Origin of the sequence: Streptomyces longisporoflavus, assembly GCF_014649775.1 — a bacterium.
Taxonomy (GTDB): Bacteria; Actinomycetota; Actinomycetes; order Streptomycetales; family Streptomycetaceae; genus Streptomyces; species Streptomyces longisporoflavus.
In genome coordinates, this window is record NZ_BMTR01000017.1 from 184,805 (window position 1) to 199,548 (window position 14,744).

Annotated in this window: 11 protein-coding genes, 1 tRNA gene and 1 pseudogene; 3 read left to right on the plus strand and 10 right to left on the minus strand. The window is 69.5% G+C overall.

Features of this window, described 5'->3' with window-relative positions; translation table 11 throughout:
- Positions 1 to 103 precede the first annotated feature (103 nt).
- Positions 104 to 1,279 (minus strand): terpene synthase family protein, encoded by a 1,176-nt coding sequence (locus IE226_RS30725; RefSeq protein ID WP_190084672.1) that lies wholly within the window; start codon positions 1,277 to 1,279, stop codon positions 104 to 106.
- Between the two features lie 248 nt (positions 1,280 to 1,527).
- Here IE226_RS30725 and IE226_RS30730 point away from each other — a divergent pair, with 248 nt between their 5' ends.
- On the plus strand, positions 1,528 to 2,529 hold the full coding sequence (locus IE226_RS30730) for an isopenicillin N synthase family dioxygenase (RefSeq protein ID WP_190084673.1): 1,002 nt from the start codon (positions 1,528 to 1,530) through the stop codon (positions 2,527 to 2,529).
- A gap of 72 nt (positions 2,530 to 2,601) precedes the next feature.
- Here the strand turns inward: IE226_RS30730 and IE226_RS30735 are convergent.
- From IE226_RS30735 to IE226_RS30750, 4 genes and pseudogenes are all read right to left on the minus strand, one after another.
- Positions 2,602 to 2,675: transfer RNA gene (locus tag IE226_RS30735), tRNA-Pro, on the minus strand.
- A gap of 317 nt (positions 2,676 to 2,992) precedes the next feature.
- Positions 2,993 to 3,379: pseudogene (locus tag IE226_RS44280) on the minus strand (MFS transporter); the annotation flags it as partial.
- Between the two features lie 175 nt (positions 3,380 to 3,554).
- Entirely contained in the window at positions 3,555 to 3,935 is a 381-nt protein-coding gene (locus IE226_RS30745; RefSeq protein WP_190084675.1) for an MmcQ/YjbR family DNA-binding protein, read from the minus strand.
- A 74-nt stretch (positions 3,936 to 4,009) separates the two neighbouring features.
- Positions 4,010 to 5,050 carry an alpha/beta fold hydrolase gene (locus IE226_RS30750; protein WP_190084676.1) on the minus strand — a complete coding sequence of 347 codons (1,041 nt, stop codon included), beginning with the start codon at positions 5,048 to 5,050 and terminating at the stop codon, positions 4,010 to 4,012.
- Positions 5,051 to 5,573: 523 nt separating this feature from the next.
- Here IE226_RS30750 and IE226_RS30755 point away from each other — a divergent pair.
- The gene (locus IE226_RS30755; RefSeq protein ID WP_190084677.1) at positions 5,574 to 9,104 is read left to right on the plus strand and encodes a ThuA domain-containing protein; all 3,531 of its coding nucleotides are present in this window, start codon (positions 5,574 to 5,576) and stop codon (positions 9,102 to 9,104) included.
- Between the two features lie 91 nt (positions 9,105 to 9,195).
- A complete protein-coding gene (locus IE226_RS30760) occupies positions 9,196 to 10,017 on the plus strand; it encodes a sugar phosphate isomerase/epimerase family protein (protein WP_190084678.1) in 822 nt (273 codons plus the stop codon).
- On the opposite strand, the gene IE226_RS30765 is transcribed toward IE226_RS30760, so the two are convergent.
- From IE226_RS30765 to IE226_RS30785, 5 genes are all read right to left on the minus strand, one after another.
- Positions 9,987 to 10,616 (minus strand): GNAT family N-acetyltransferase, encoded by a 630-nt coding sequence (locus tag IE226_RS30765; RefSeq protein ID WP_190084679.1) that lies wholly within the window; start codon positions 10,614 to 10,616, stop codon positions 9,987 to 9,989. The two genes, IE226_RS30760 and IE226_RS30765, sit on opposite strands and share 31 nt — an antisense overlap.
- Positions 10,613 to 11,176 carry a helix-turn-helix domain-containing protein gene (locus IE226_RS30770; RefSeq protein ID WP_190084680.1) on the minus strand — a complete coding sequence of 188 codons (564 nt, stop codon included), beginning with the start codon at positions 11,174 to 11,176 and terminating at the stop codon, positions 10,613 to 10,615. The genes IE226_RS30765 and IE226_RS30770 overlap by 4 nt, the downstream gene beginning before the upstream one ends.
- A 51-nt stretch (positions 11,177 to 11,227) precedes the next feature.
- Entirely contained in the window at positions 11,228 to 12,064 is an 837-nt protein-coding gene (locus IE226_RS30775) for an ABC transporter ATP-binding protein (protein ID WP_190084704.1), read from the minus strand.
- Positions 12,065 to 12,111: 47 nt separating this feature from the next.
- A complete protein-coding gene (locus IE226_RS30780; protein ID WP_190084705.1) occupies positions 12,112 to 13,140 on the minus strand; it encodes an ABC transporter substrate-binding protein in 1,029 nt (342 codons plus the stop codon).
- A 69-nt stretch (positions 13,141 to 13,209) separates the two neighbouring features.
- Positions 13,210 to 14,079, minus strand: coding sequence for an ABC transporter permease (locus IE226_RS30785; protein WP_190084681.1), 870 nt, complete (start codon positions 14,077 to 14,079; stop codon positions 13,210 to 13,212).
- Positions 14,080 to 14,744 lie beyond the last annotated feature (665 nt).

Genomic DNA, 14,744 nt, shown 5'->3' on the forward strand with positions numbered 1-14,744 from the left:
GGCGGGCGGGGGCGTACGGCTGGTACGGGACTCAGGGACCGGCAGAGGCGTACGGCTGGCGCGGCACTCCAGAACCGGCCTGGGCGTACGGCAGACGCGGCGCTCAGGAACCGGCCGGGGCGTCGCGGAAGCGGGCGATGGGGGCGGTGAGGCTGAGCCAGCCCGAGGTGCTTCCGTCCCACACTGCCCCGTCACCGAAGTAACGCGGCGTCAGGTACTCGAACTCCTGGCTCCCGCCGATCAGATGGTCGAGCCCACTGAGGTAGGCGACGATCCCGTCATCCGGACGAGACGGACCAGCAGGACGAGACGGGCCAGCCGGACGAGACGGGCCGGCCGGGCCGGCCAGCAGGCGGTCCCTGGCGGCGAGGTACTCCCGCTCATGCCGTTCGGCCAGCGCGCACAACCGGTCGACGGCCACCTGGAGCGGCAGGCCCTCGTGCTCGCACAGGACGCGGACGGTGGTCATGGTGTCCTCGTCCCGGTACTCCTTGCGCCACGAGAGCAGGTCATTGACGATGATCAGCTGGCGCATCCCGTGGTGGTGCACCTCGTCAAGCAGCCCGGCGGCCAGCGCGCCGGTCATGTCGACCTCCGCGGCGTACTCCGTCAGCAGCCCCAGGAACGCGCAGCCGAAGCTCTCGGCCCGGATCCGCATGCAGGACTCGAAGTCCGGTACGCGACCGTCGAGTTTGCTGCGGATCTCCGCGCTGCACCCGCGCAGGAACGCCTCCAGGCTCGCGAGCAGCCGCGCCTCCTGCGGTCTGCTCAGACCGGGCGAGAGCCGCTCCCACAGGTCTGTGGCGGCGCGTGCGTAGAGCGGGGCCGTGCCCTCGGGCTCAGCGTCCGTGCCGCGGGTCACGCCTGAGCGGAGGTCGTCGAGCAAGGCCGCGAAGACCGCACCGGCGACGGCGTGCGAGCCGCCGAGCGCGGACCGGTCGGAGACGAAGGTGTCGATCACCGTGACGAACTGGTACCAGTCGGCGATGTTCCGGGCGCGCGACGCTTCCGCGTACGGCACGGTCAGCGGGCCGTACAGGCCGTTGCGCTGGCGCAGGAACACGAGCAGGTCGCTCTCGTCGGCGAAGCACGCCCCCAGCATCCGGCGGACCCACCCGTTGGAGGCGATCTCGATCCGGGCCGCGTCGGGGTGATAGCCCCGCGGGAGGAGGCGCGGCAGCGGCGGCAGGTAGAACTCCTCAGCAGGACGTCCCGGGCCGACGCGCCGCACCCCGTCGTCGCCGGCGTGCGGGCCGTTGCTCACTGCGGCCGTTGTCACGGTTGCCCCCATGTCGTCGTCGCGCTGCTGGACACCGACAGTGCGTACCGCGACTAAAGAGGGGCTTGGGCGTACGCCGGGGCCATCCGGCCTGCGTTCCGGCCCGCGTTCTGGCCTGCGTTCCGGCCCGCGTTCTGGCCCGCGTTCTGGCCCGCGTTCTGGCCCGCGTTCTGGCCCGCGACGGGATTTACCGGGGGTTTAGCAGGGGGCCGTAGACCTGTGGTGCCCGGCCGACGGAAGGAGTGCCCATGTCCGCGACAAACTCTGGTGCCACCGACGAGGTCACCGTGGTGGGCGGGTACGTACCCGTCATCGACCTCTCCGGTACGAACACCCCGGCCGGGCGCGGGAGCGCGGCCCGGGCGATCGGCGCCGCGTGTGAGACCTCCGGTTTCTTCACCGTGGTCGGCCACGGCGTGGCGCAGGAGCTCATCGACCGGATGTACGAGACGGCTCGCGCCTTCTTCGAGCTCCCCGCCGAGGAGAAGGCGAAGGTGGCGGTCGCACCCGGGACCAATGGTTTCTACGCCGAGGCCGGATGCAGCTGCGGCGAGGAGGAGGCCCCCCTCGACCTGAACGAGGTGTTCGTCGCGAGTGTCCGCGGCGACGACAACACCGTGCCCGGGAACGCCGGGGCGGTGACCCTGCCCTGGGAGGCCGCCAACCAGTGGCCGGAGGCTCCGGAGCCGTTCCGAGCCGTGTGGCGCGAGTACACCACCGCGATGGAGGAACTGGCGACCGACCTGATCCGCCTCTTCGCGCTGGCGCTCGGTCTGGACGAGAACTACTTCGACGACAAGATCGACCGCCAGGTGTCGACGATCTCGGCGAACTACTACTACCCGCTGACCATCCCGCCGCTGCCCGGGCAACTCCGCAAGGGCGAGCACGCCGACTGGGGCAACATGACCATCCTCTACCAGGACGGAGGCGGCGGGCTCCAGGTGGAGGAGAAGGACCGCGGCTGGACGGACGTCCCGTACACCAGGGGCAGCTTCGTCGTGAATCTCGGGGACATGATGGAGTTCTGGTCCGGCGGACGCTGGGTCTCCACCAGGCACCGTGTGGTCCTGCCCGCGGAGGGCAAGAACCAGACGCGGATCAGCATCCCGTTCTTCCACATCCCGAACCCCGACGCGAAGATCGAACCGCTGCTCCCGGTGAGCGACGAGGCCACCGGCGAGCGCATCAGGTCGGCCTCGACCCCGGCGGAGTGGTTCCGCGAGCGCCTGGCAGAGGTCTTCGGCTGACACGAAGCCCGAAACGAAGGGTGACACGAAGAAGGGGCCATCCGAAGATGGCCCCTACCTGCGACGTTTCCGTCGGGACGACAGGATTTGAACCTGCGACCCCTTGACCCCCAGTCAAGTGCGCTACCAAGCTGCGCCACGTCCCGGTGCCCGTGTGACCTGGGGTTTCCCCTGGCCGAACGCGCACCGAAACAATACCGCACTCGGAGCGGTGATCGCTCACGCCTTTCGCGCCCCGCCGACCTCGAGCAAACTCCAGGTCCACTGTAGCCGTCAGGGCACAGAGCGTGATTACGCGGACCCGGCCGCCTCATGAGGCCGATGACGCGGGACGAGAAGCTTGGGGCCGGCGCGACGCCGGCCCTTGAGTCGCCCGGGGTTCCAGGGCGGCCGGGTGAACAGGGTCACATCCCGGTCGGCTGCGGCTTGCGTACAGATTTGTGTGGCTTGGTCGGGGCTCGAGCGTGGCGACGAGTAGTGTCAGCGGGCCCGTGGTGGTGATCATCAGAACGCAGAAGAAGGCAATGACGCCCCAGAGCCAGGCGCGGGACCTGAACTCACGCCAGCTCTGCATGAGGTCGGCCCGGAAGCCGTCGCTGTGCGGCAGCGAGCCGGGGAGTGTGGGTGGCAGCCTGAGGAGCACCAGGCACAGGGCGCTCGATCCGTACGTTCCCGCGTGCGCGGCGAAGACGGCGCCGGGTGAGGCGAAGGCCACGAGGACGCCCGCGACGGCCGGTCCCGCGAGGGCCGCGGCCGACTCGGCCACGCGTATCGCGCCGTTGGCCTTCTGGACGCCGGTGGCCAGGCGGGGGACGGTGCTGGCGACGCCCGGCTGGAAGAGGGCGCCCGCCCTCGTCGGACCCGTCGTCCACTGACGGCACCCCTGCCCCCTCCCCCGGCAGCGGCAGCGGCGGCGCGGCGCGCGTCGTCCCGTGCGCTCTTGGCCTCCACACGCCTCGACACACCTCGCACGCCTCCACACCTGCCGGGACCACGCCACGGTGCACTGACAACGGCCGGGCCGGTCAGGGCGTCGGCGGCAGGCCCAACTCGGGGTAGGCGTCCAGGAGTCGGGTGGGGGCGGCCTGGCGCCAGGAGTCGGCGAGGATGTCCTTCAGTTCGGCTGTGTCCAGAGCCGAAAGCCGCGCACGCACCCAGGCGAACATCGCCTCGTGATCGGCGATCCAGAACTTGTCCGGCTCCGCGAGGACCAGTTCGTCGCGCTCCTCCTTCGGGCACCGCACGGCGATGGACGTCTCCTCTTCGGGGAGCGTGGCGAACATCTTTCCGGCCACCCGGAAGGTGGGCATGCTCCAGGCGATCTTCTCCGTCGTATCCGGCAGGGCCAGCGCGATACGGCGTACGTCGTCACCCGTGACCTGGGCCTTGGCATGTGCTCGAGACATGCCCTGAACCGTAGCCAACGCCACTGACAGCCCGGGCCGACGCGGCGCCCGGAACGCTCTTCACAGCACGCTCTTCACAGCACGTGCTTGTCCAGCCAGTCCCTCAGGTCTTCCTGGACCTCGTCCCTGTTCGTCTCGTTGAGGATCTCGTGGCGCGCCCCCTCGTACCCCCGCCACGTCAGGTCGTCCAGGCCCACGTACCGGTAGTCCTCCAGGAGTTCGTGGACCAGCGTCATGTCCTGGTTGCAGGGATCCTCGGTGCCGACCGCGATGTGGAGGGGGAGGTCCGCCGGGACCCTGGCGAGGTTGCGCGGGTCGTTCATCTTGCGTACCGCACGCACCCAGTCCAGGCAGAGCCCGGCGGAGAACGGGAATCCGCAGCGCTCGTCGGCGACGTACTCGTCGACCTCCGCCTCGTCGCGCGAGAGCCACTCGAAGCCGGTGCGGTGGGTGTACGCGTCGTTGAAGGCGGCGAAGAGTTCGGGGAGGTACGACGAGATCCCCTCGCGGCCGTTCTCGGCGATCTCGCGCTCCAGGCGGGCGATCGACTCCTCGATCCCGACCCCGGGCAGGGAGCGGAAGGTTCCGGAGAGGATCAGGCCCGCGAGGCCGTCCGGGTACTCCTGGGCGTAGTCCCTGGCCAGGTGCGAGCCCATGCTGTGGCCGAGCAGGAAGAGCGGGGTTCCCGGATGCAGGGTGCGTACCTGATCGCCGATCGCCTTGAGGTCGTCGACCATGGCGCGCCAGCTGTCGAACCCCGCGGCACGCCCGCCGGCAGGTGCGCCCCCCATTGCCTCGCCCGTTGCCTCGCCGGTTGCCTCGGCGGATGACTCCGCCGACGTGTCCGTCACGCCGTATCCCCCGGTCGCCTGCGCCGTCGCGCCGTGACCCCGGTGGTCGGAAGCGATCACTCCATAGCCGTGCTCGGTCAGATGCCGTGCGAAGCGGTCGTAGCGCAGGGCGTGTTCACCCGCGCCATGCGCGATCTGCACGAACGCGCGCGGTCGGCCGCCGCCGGGCAGCCAGGTGTACGTGGCGACGGGCACGCCGTCCACCGCGTTCACGAGTCCGGCGGTGTACGCGGCGGGGGCGGGCGTCGAGGCGTGGTCAGACATTCGGGAGACTCCCCTGTACGACTTCTCTGCTGCTTTCCGGATGGTGCCGGGATTGCCGAGATGCCCGCGCGGCTTCCAGACGGTGCTGAAACGTCCGTACGGCTTCCCTGCGGCGCTGGTCCTTACGTCCGGCTTCCCTGCGGCTGACGAAACAGCCGCACGGTTTACCAGCGGCTACTGAAACAGCCAAACGGCTCCCCCACGGCTGCGACACGGCTGCGACACGGCTGCTGCGACCTCCGTACGACTGTGCTTCCCGGCCCTGAAACCCTCCCCCGCACACGCGCTCTCATACCAACGGGTCTGCCGGTAGCTCGCGGTGACTCCCTTCTCACGCCAGGCCCTTCCGACCCATTGACCCCCCGTCAGGGCGGAACCTACGCTGAACAGCGCGCAGGAGAAAGCGCTTTCTAGCCCCTCCGTGCGCCGCGCGACCAACACCGCGCAACCCGCACCGCGCAACTCGCACTCACCGCACACCCGGCTACCGGCAGCCGTCCACCAGCCCAGCCCAGGGAGCGCCATGAGTACCACGAGTCCCACCGCGCCCAGACGCGGACCCGTCCGGCCGAGATCCGGCCGCCGCCCCGCCACACCGAGCCCCTGGCTCGCCCTCATCGCCCTGCTGGCCCTCGTGATCGGCCTCGGCCTCTCCGCACCGCACCGCGCGGCAGCACAGACGGAGCCGGAGACGAAAGCCGCCCCGTACCGCGTTCTGGTCTTCTCCAAGACCACGAACTCCCACCACGACTCGATCCCCGCGGGCATCGAGGCCATCAAGAAGCTCGGCAGCGAGAACGGTTTCGAGGTGGAGGCCACGGACGACGCGACGGCCTTCACCGACGCCAATCTCACCCGCTTCCAGGCCATCATCTTCAACAACACCAACTCGACCCCGCAGACGGGTGACCTGCTCGACGCCGAGCAGCGCGCGGCCTTCCAGAAGTACGTGCGCGGGGGCGGCGGCTGGGTCGGGCTGCACTCGGCCTCGGCCAGCGAGCGCGACTGGAGCTGGTACGAGGGCCTGGTCGGCGCGATCTTCGACAAGCACCCCGAGGTGCAGACCGGGCGGATCAAGGTGCTCGACCACGCGCACCCCTCCACCAAGGGGCTTCCGGAGCTATGGGAGCGTACGGAGGAGTGGTACAACTGGCGCGCCAACCCGACGGGGAAGGTGCACACTCTCGCCCAGGTCAAGGTGCGCGACGGCGTCACCGGCCTCGACGAGGGCGTCGACCAGCCGTGGTCCTGGTGCCAGAACTACGACGGCGGCCGTTCCTGGTACACCGCGGGCGGGCACGACAAGTCGGCCTTCCAGGAAGAGGGCTTCCTCAAGCACATCCTGGGCGGCATCGAGTGGGCCGCGGGCAACAAGCCCGGCGACTGCACGGCGACCAAGACCGGCGCCTTCCAGCGCACACCGCTTGCCACCAACGACCTGGCCGACCCCTTCGAGCTGGCGGTCGCCCCCGACCGGCGTGTCTTCTTCATCCAGCGCACCGGAAAGCTCAAGATCATCGACCAGGAGACGCTGAAGGTCTCCACGGCCCTCGACTTCGAGTACACCCCCGAGATGACGAGCCAGTCGGACGGACTACTCGGCCTAGCGCTCGACCCGGAGTTCGAGGACAACCACTGGGTCTATCTTCTCAATTCCGACAAGACCGAGAAACGCATCAATCTCTCCCGCTTCACCGAAGCGGACGGAAAGGTCGACCCGGCGACGGAGAAGCGGCTCCTGACCATTCCCACGCTGCGTGGCGAGGGCCGGGCGAACTCTCACATGGCGGGCTCGATCGCCTTCGACAAGAAGGGCGATCTCTACATCGCGACGGGTGACAACACCGACCCGTTCGCGTCGGACGGATTCAGCCCGATCGACGAGCGCGAAGGCCGCCGCGCCTGGGACGCGCAGGGCACCTCGGGCAATACGAACGATCTGCGCGGCAAGGTGCTGCGGGTCACGCCGAAGGACGACGGAACCTATTCGGTGCCGGAGGGCAATCTCTTCGCGCCGGGGACCGAGAAGACCCGGTCCGAGATCTACGCGATGGGCATGCGCAACCCCTTCCGCATCACCACGGACCCGTTGAGCGGCGCCCTGCTCATGGCCGACTACGGTCCCGACGCGCGGGCCGCCGTCGCCGACCGCGGTCCCGAGGGGACGGTCGAGTTCAACCGCATCACCAAGGCCGGCAATTACGGCTGGCCCTACTGCGTCGGCAACAACACCCCGTTCAACGACTACGACTTCGCGACGAAGAAGTCGGGCGCGAAATTCGACTGCGCGAAACTCGTGAACGACTCGCCGAACAACACGGGTCTGCGCGAACTGCCGCCGGCGCAGCCCGCGGACGTCTGGTACGCCTACTCCGCGTCCCCGGAATTCCCCGAACTCGGCACGGGCGGCGGAGCCCCGATGAGCGGCCCGGTCTACGACTACGACGCCGCCAACACGTACAAGACGAAGTTCCCCGAGTACTTCGAGGGGAAGTGGTTCAACTACGAGCTGACGCGTCAGTGGTTCAAGGTCTTCTCGATGCAGGAGAAGGACCAGACGTTCACCGACCCGCGCTTCGAGCCCGCCAAGGCCGGCGACCTGAATTCGATCAACTCCATTTTCCCGGACATGAAATGGAACCAGCCCTTCGACGCCGACTTCGGTCCTGACGGCGCGATGTACGTCATCGACTTCGGGCTCGGCAGCGGCACGGGCCGCGGCGGCAGCAACGAGGGCGCGGGCATCTACCGCATCGACTACGTCGCGGACGGCCGGCTGCCGGACGCCCGTGTCACGGCCACCCCGGACAACGGCAGCACCCCGCTCAAGGTCAAGTTCTCCAGCGAGGGCTCCGGGCTGCCGGACGGCAAGCCCGTCACGTACGCGTGGGACTTCGACGGCGACGGCACGACTGACTCCACCGAGGCGAACCCGACGCACACGTACACCAAGAAGGGGCTGTTCAGCGCCCGTCTGAAGGTGACGGGTCCGGACGAGCTGAGCGGACTTGCCGTGCAGGAGATCACCGTAGGGAACACCCGGCCCGAGGTGACGATCCAACAGCCGCCGAACGGCGGCACGTTCAGCTTCGGGGACACCATTCCGTTCAAGATCAAGGTGACGGACAAGGAGGACGGGAAGATCGACTGCACGCGGGTCGTCGTCCAGTCCCAGCTCGGGCACGACGCCCATCTGCACCCGCTGGACAACTACACCGGCTGCGCGGGCGAGATCGTGACGGACGCCGGGGACAGCCACGGTCCCGGCCAGAACCTCTACTACGGGATCACGGCCCAGTACGAGGACAAGGGCACGTCCGGGGTGCCCGCTCTGACGGGTTCCGCCTCGCTGACCCTGCGGACCTCCTTCCGCGAGGCCGAGCACCGCACGGCCACCGGCGGGGCGCACGGAGGCGTGGACACCGGTGAGCGCGCCGACGCGTCCGGCGGCAAACGGCTCATCGAGATCGAGGACGGCGACTGGGTCTCCTTCGACCCCGTGAACCTCAAGGGCGTCGACTCGGTGACGGTGGGTACGGCGTCGGGCGGCCTCGGCGGTGACATCGAGTTCCGCGCCGGGTCTCCCACGGGCAAGCTGCTCGGCAAGGCGAGCGTGCCGAACACCGGCGGCTGGGGCAACTTCATCTCCCCGACCGTCGACCTGGCCGACCACAGCGGCACGACGAAGCTGTACGCCGTCTTCACCAACCCCGAGTGGACCTCCGAGAAGGCCGATCTCCTGACGCTCGACTGGCTGCACTTCAACGGCCCCGGGGTCGAGAAGAAGGCCGGCGCGAAGGTGACGGTCAAGGCGGCCCCGGCCGACGGCAGCGTGCCGCTCGCCGTCAAGCTCACGAGCACGGTGAAGCTCCCGCAGGGCCGTACCGCCGCCTCGTACCACTGGGACTTCGGCGACAACGTCAAGCCGTCCGGCACGGAGAGCGGCAGCGCCGAGCACACGTACGCGCGCGCGGGGACGTACACGGCGCATCTGACCGTCACCGACGACAAGGGCGACACGACGACCGGCGCTGTCCGGATCACGGCGAAGTGAGGGGGCGGACATGACAGCCATGAAGAGAACCCGATCGAACGGAACAGGAAACGGTCTGAACGGGACCAGGCGTGCCTTTCTCGGTACGTCGATGGGGCTCGCGGCAGCGCTCGGTACCGCACTGCCCGCGCGCGCGGGTGAGGCGTCGAAGTACCGGCGCATCCCGCGCGGCGGCATCGGCATGCACCTCTACACAATGCGCGACGTCCTCGCCCGGGACTTCGCGGGCACCCTGGAACAGCTCGCCGGGATCGGCTACGCGACCGTGGGCGTGAGCGGACGGCACGGGAACAGCGCGGCCGGCATCCGGCGGATGCTCGACGCTGTGCACCTGAAGGCGGTCCTTGAGCATGTCGCGTACGACACGCTCAAGGGCAGTGGCCTCCCGCAGGCCCTGGAGGATCTGCACACCCTGGGCGCGAAGTGGCCGGTGGTGCCGAGTCTGCCCGGCGCCATGCACACGCCGGACGGATTCCGTGAAGCGGCACGGCAGTTCAACCGCATCGGCAAGGCATCGCGCGACGCGGGCCTCGGCCCGGTGCTCTTCCACAACCACGGCTCGGACCATGTGGTGGTGGACGGCACGAGCCTGTACGACATCCTCCTGACGGAGACCGACCCGCATCTGGTCGGCTTCGAACTGGACGTGTACTGGGCGGCGAAGGGCGGCAGCTCGGAGCCGGGGCGGTACTTCGTACGCCATCCGCGCCGGTTCCCCGCCCTGCACGTGAAGGACATGGCGCCGGACGGCGGCTTCGCCGACGTCGGTTCGGGGACGCTGGACTTCGCCGCGATGTTCGACCACGCGCGCGTGGGCGGCGTCAAGCAGTGGCTGGTGGAGCACGACACCCCCGCCGATCCGTTCGCCACGGCTCGCAACAGTTACCGGTATCTGGCGGCGCTGCGGTACTGACGTGCCGGGCCCGGCCGGGCTGCGCTCGAACCGCCGATCTTCTTGAAGAAGAGGCTCGTCGGGTGGAGCGCCCCGGCCGGATCGGCCGCGTAGTCCGGGATGACCCCGGCCTCGGTCCACCCTCCGGACCGGTAGAGGGACTCGGCGGGGCTGCCGGTCTCCGTGTCCAGGATCAGGAGGGTCACGCCCGCCTCGGCCGCCGCCTGCTCCGCGGTGGCCAGGAGGGCGCGGGCGAGGCCCTGCCCTCGTGCGGAGCTGTGCACCATCAGTTTGAGTATCTCGGCGCGGTGCCTGCCGTTGGGCTTGTCCACGAAGCCGACGCTGACGGTTCCGATGACGCGCGCGGCGTCGTGGGCGGCGTCGTGCCCGGCATCGCGCGAGCCGTCGTCGTGCGCGGCCCAGATCGCGAGCCGCCCGTCCGCCACGGCCGGCGCCAGGCCGCGCCACCAGTCGGCGGCGGCCTCCCGGTCGAAGGGCGCGAGGAAGCCGAGCGACGAGCCGCCCTCCACGACGTCGGCGAGCAGGACACCCAAGTCCTGCGCTGATGCGGTGAGTTGCTCTGCCGTGAGGCGCACGATCCTCGGTTGTCCGGCCCTCATCGCGCGACCACCACCAGGGCATAGCGCACGGCCGTCTCCCCCACGCACCGGAACCGCGTCGCCCCCCAGAGCCGGAAGCGCAGGCAGTCACCCACGTCCAGGGCGTGCGACTCGCCCTGCACGGTGACCTCCAGCGTCCCGTCGAGCACCCAGATGTGCTGTTCGAGGCCGGGTACGGGAGGCCGGTCGTACGCGACGTCCGCGCCCGCTTCCAGGCGGCCCTCGACGAGTTCGCCGCGCAGGCCCGCGTGGGGCGGCGACACCGAGCGCCGTACGAAGCCGGACGCCTCGTCGGTCCACACGCTCTGCTCGGCGGCGCGCACGAGTTGCGCCGGCTCGGCCTCCACCTCGCTCAGGAGCTGCGACATGGTGCGTCCGTAGACGGCGCAGAGCCGGTTCAGGAGGGACGCGGTGGGGCTGATCTCCGCGCGTTCGGCCCGCGACAGGGTGGAGCGGCTGACGCCGCTGCGGTCCGCCAGATCACCGAGGGACCAGCCGTGTTCCGCCCGCAGCCCGGCGAGACGGACGGCCAGCCGCTCGTCGACATCATCGTGTTCCATATCTGGCACGCTATCCCGAATATGAGACAGCGCGCCATCCTCCATGGAACTTCACTCGTGCGCCGACACCGCCCCCAGGAGTTCGCGGATGCGCCTGGTGGCCTCGCCGAACTCGGCTGTCGCCAGCGTCGTCGCGTACGAACGCTCGGCGGGCAGGCCGACGTCGATGATCTCCGTGATGGTGCCGGGCCGGGGGCTCATGACGACGACGCGGTCCGCGAGATAGACGGCCTCCGGGATGGAGTGGGTCACCAGGAGCACCGTGGTCCCCGTCTCGCGCCAGATCCGGTTCAGCTCGACGTTCATCTGCTCGCGCGTGAGCGCGTCGAGTGCGCCGAAGGGCTCGTCCATGAGCAGTACCGGCGGCTCGTGCAGGAGCGCGCGGCAGAGCGCGACGCGCTGCTGCATGCCGCCGGACAGTTCGTGCGGATAGGCGTCCTCGAAGCCGCCGAGTCCGGTCATGTGGATCAGATCGTCGGCACGCGCGCGTGCCTCGGCGCCGGGAATCCCCCGCATCTCCGCCTGGAGCAGGATGTTGCGGCGCGCCGTGCGCCAGTCCAGGAGGGCGGCGCGCTGGAAGACGTAGCCGATGTCGCGCCGCGGCCCGCGCACCCGTTCGCCGCCCAGGAGCACACTGCCCGAGGAGGGTGCGAGCAGCCCGGCGACGAGCTTCAGGAGGGTGGACTTGCCGCACCCCGAGGGCCCGACGATCGCCACGAACTCGCCCGCGCGGACATCGAGCGAGACGTCCTGCAACGCGGTGACGTCCTTCTTCTTCGTACGGAAGCGGACGGCCACGTCGTCGAGGCGTACCGCGGACGACTTCTCCACCCCTGCCGCGGCACGCGGATCGTCGGTTACCTCCGGACCGCCGGCCGTCTTGCGCATCGCGTCCGTTTTGAGAGTCGCGTCCTTCGTCATCGCCCTGCCGCCCCTCAGCCCTTGATCCCCTTGGCCGCGTCCCAGTACTCCGCGACGGGCTTGGCCTCCTTCACCAGGCCCGCCTCCGAGAAGACGTCGATGGTCTGCTGCCAGTCCGCCTCGGTGTTGGCGCCGGGCGCCTTGCCCTTCGTCGCGTCGGTGTGCAGCAGGGTCAGCGTCGTCTTGAACTGCTCGGACAGCACGTCCTCGGGCGGCAGTTGCTCGGACGCCCCCTTCATCGAGGCGACCGCGGGCCCCGGGCTCTTCTCGGCGGCAGCCCAGGACTCGCTCACCGCGGCGGTCATGCGCTTGGCCAGATCGCCGTTGCCCTGGAGGGTCTTGGGCCCGGCGATGAGGCCGTTGGAGTAGAAATTGAGGCCGTTCTCGGAGAAGCGCAGATACGAGACGTCCTTCTTGGCCTTGTTCTGCATGGTGGGGCCCTGGTCGCTCGCGTAACCGAGCAGCGCGTCCGTCTTGCCGGAGATCACCGCGGCGATCTTGCCCGCCGGGTCGGTGTTCTGGACCTTGACGTCGGAGAGCTCAAGGCCGTTCTTCTCCAGGAAGATCGGGAACGTCTTGGTGAGCGCGTCGCCCGCCGTGCCCGCGATCATCTTGCCCTTGAGGTCATCGGGCGCCTTGATGCCCTGCGCGTCGAAGAACTGCACGGAGGCGGGCGTCGTCTGGAGGAAGACCCCCAGACTCTTCACCTTGACGCCCTGGTCGACGCCCGCGAGCACCGCCGGTGTGTCGGCCCAGCCGAAGTCGGTCTGCCCTGCGCCGGTGGCCTGCACGGTCTTCTGCGAGCCCTGGCCCGCTCTGATGTCCAGGTCGATGCCGTGCTTCTCGAAGATCTTCTGCTGCTTGCCGTAGTAGAACGGCGCGTGTTCGCCGTACGGGTACCAGTTGAGCGTCAGCGTGACCTTGTTGAGTTCCTTGCCGGAGTCACTGGTGCTCGTCTTGTCGTCATCGCCGCCGCAGGCCGTCGCGGTCACCGCGACGAGGGCCAGGGGGACGAGGCCGGTGAGCAGTCTGCGCGCGTGCATGGGACGGCCCTTCTCGCGTACGGCGGACATGTGTGGGGCGGTGGATCCGGGTAACGGGGAGCGCGAGAGTCAGTACGTCGTGGTGGCGGCCACGTCCCTGCGGCTCGCGTGCCACGGCAGGAGCAGCTTCTCGGCGATCTCGACGATGACGAAGAGGACGACGCCGATGAGCGACATGACGAGGAGCCCCGCGAAGAGCATCGGGGTGTCGAGGTTGCCGTTGGCCTGGAGGATCACGTAGCCGAGGCCTTCGTTCGCGCCGACGAACTCACCCACGACGGCGCCCGTCACGGCGAGGGTGACGGCCACCTTCAGGCCGGAGAACAGGTGCGGCAGCGATGCCGGGAAGCGGATCTTGAGGAAGGTCTGCCAGGGGCGCGCGCCCATGGTGGCGGAGAGCTGGAGCATCTCCGGGTCGACGGCCTTCAGCCCGGTCACCATGGAGATGACGACGGGGAAGAAGGCGATGAGGACGGCGATGAGGATCTTGGGCGCGATGCCGAAGCCGAGCCAGACGACGAACAGCGGGGCGATCGCGATCTTCGGTACGACCTGGGCGAAGAGGAGGATCGGGTAGAGCGTCTTCTCGACGGTCGTCGAGTAGACCATGACGACCGCGGCGAGAATGCCGACGGCCACGGCGATGATGAACCCGAGCAGGGTTTCGTACGTGGTGACCCAGGTGTGCTGCCACAGGTAGTCGGGCTTGTCGAGGATCACGTCGAAGGTGGCGCCGGGCGAGGGCACGAGGTACGCCTCGACCATCTCGGTCGCTGCGATCAGCCACCAGGCTCCGAAGCAGACGAGCAGCAGGACCAGCGGGCGCCAGCTCTTCTCGGCCGCCTCGGCGGTACGTTGTCGCAGGGTGGGGCGGCTTCGTTCGGCAACGCCTGCCGTCGGCAAGGGAGTTGCCTGCTGCTGCAGTGCGCTCTGGCTCACGGTGAACTCCCCTGGCATTCAGCGAACTTCGGAGGCAGTTGCGGAGCTTCGGTGATACGGGTTTCGGTTCCGGTGGCACGGAAACCGCTTTCAGAAAGCGCTTTCTGATAAGGTGTCCGCCACGCTAATGACTGGCTGACCGCAGGGTCAATAGGTCGGCTCGAAGTTTCGCGACGCGGGACGAGGGGGGCGCTGTGCGGGCGCTGGGGCGCGAGCAGGAACCGGGAGCGGGGCGGACGCGGGGCCTTGAGCAGGCGCCTGGCGCGGGGGCGCGGGGCCTTGAGCAGGCATCTGGCGCGGGGGTGCGGGAACCCGGAGCGGGGCGCGGACGCGAGGAAGCACACGGCCCCCGGCCGGGACCCCGACGGCAACCCGCGGCCCAGCAGGGGCGGCGCGAGGAGCGAGCCGGATCGGGGCGGGGGCGCCAAGAGCAATCCGGATCAGGGCGGGACCGCCAGTGGCAATCCGCGGAAGGGCGAGCGCAAGAGGGGCAATCCGGATCAGAGCCGAAGAACGAGGAACAGCCCGCGCCCGTGCGAGCGCGCGACCAGGCACCGGCACCCGGGCGGGGGCGCGACCAGCCGCCCGCACCCGAGCGAGAACGCGACCAGCCGCCCGCACCCGAGCGAGAACGCGACCAGCCGCCCGCACCCGAGCGAGAACGC